The organism is Sulfobacillus sp. hq2 (genome assembly GCF_002903155.1).
In the GTDB taxonomy this organism is placed as follows: domain Bacteria; phylum Bacillota; class Sulfobacillia; order Sulfobacillales; family Sulfobacillaceae; genus Sulfobacillus; species Sulfobacillus thermotolerans.
Genome location: NZ_NWUL01000010.1, coordinates 1 through 626 on the forward strand (window position 1 = coordinate 1; position 626 = coordinate 626).

Below are 626 nucleotides of genomic sequence, written 5' to 3' on the forward strand. Positions count from 1 at the left end.
GCGGCGCGACCGCGGAAATTAGTTACTGGATCAAAGAGACGGGCGAAATCCGGTCGTATCCGGTCGTGTATGACCCTGATTTGGCGCGGACTTTGGTCGTGGGATTGATGGAAGTCCAATTGGCCATTACGGTGCTGAAAACGCCGCTGCCCATTCCCGACGACTATCAAGCCACCCATTACCCGTGTGCGTGGCACACCCCGCAGGGCTTGCGGCGGTGCGGCTTTTGGGACGCGTGCTGGGGATCGCAAATCACGACGACGCACGACGCCGCGGCCTGTGTCGCGGTCGCGCCCCCGCTCGCGGCGGATGTGGCCGAATATGCCACCTTACGGACCGAACAGCAGGCACTCGAAGCGCATCTCGAGGTGCTGAAAACGCGGCGGCAATCGCTGGAGGCCACGTTTCGCGAGGTGCTGGCCGCGCATCAGGCCGAGGCGCTGCAAGCCGACGATGTCCGCCTCAAACGGACCGTCATCCCTGGCCGCACGACCACGGATTGGAAAGCCGTGGTGGCCGATGGCGTGGTGGCCGAGGCGGCGCTCCAGCCGTATCAAAAAACCGGGGCCGCGTATGACCGGTGGACCGTGCAACACCCGATTCCCACCAAATCCCGTAGGAGGCGA

Annotated in this window: 1 pseudogene; it reads left to right on the top strand. The window is 64.1% G+C overall.

Annotated features, from left to right (window positions below):
* Positions 1 to 626: pseudogene (locus tag CO251_RS17305) on the top strand (hypothetical protein); the annotation flags it as partial.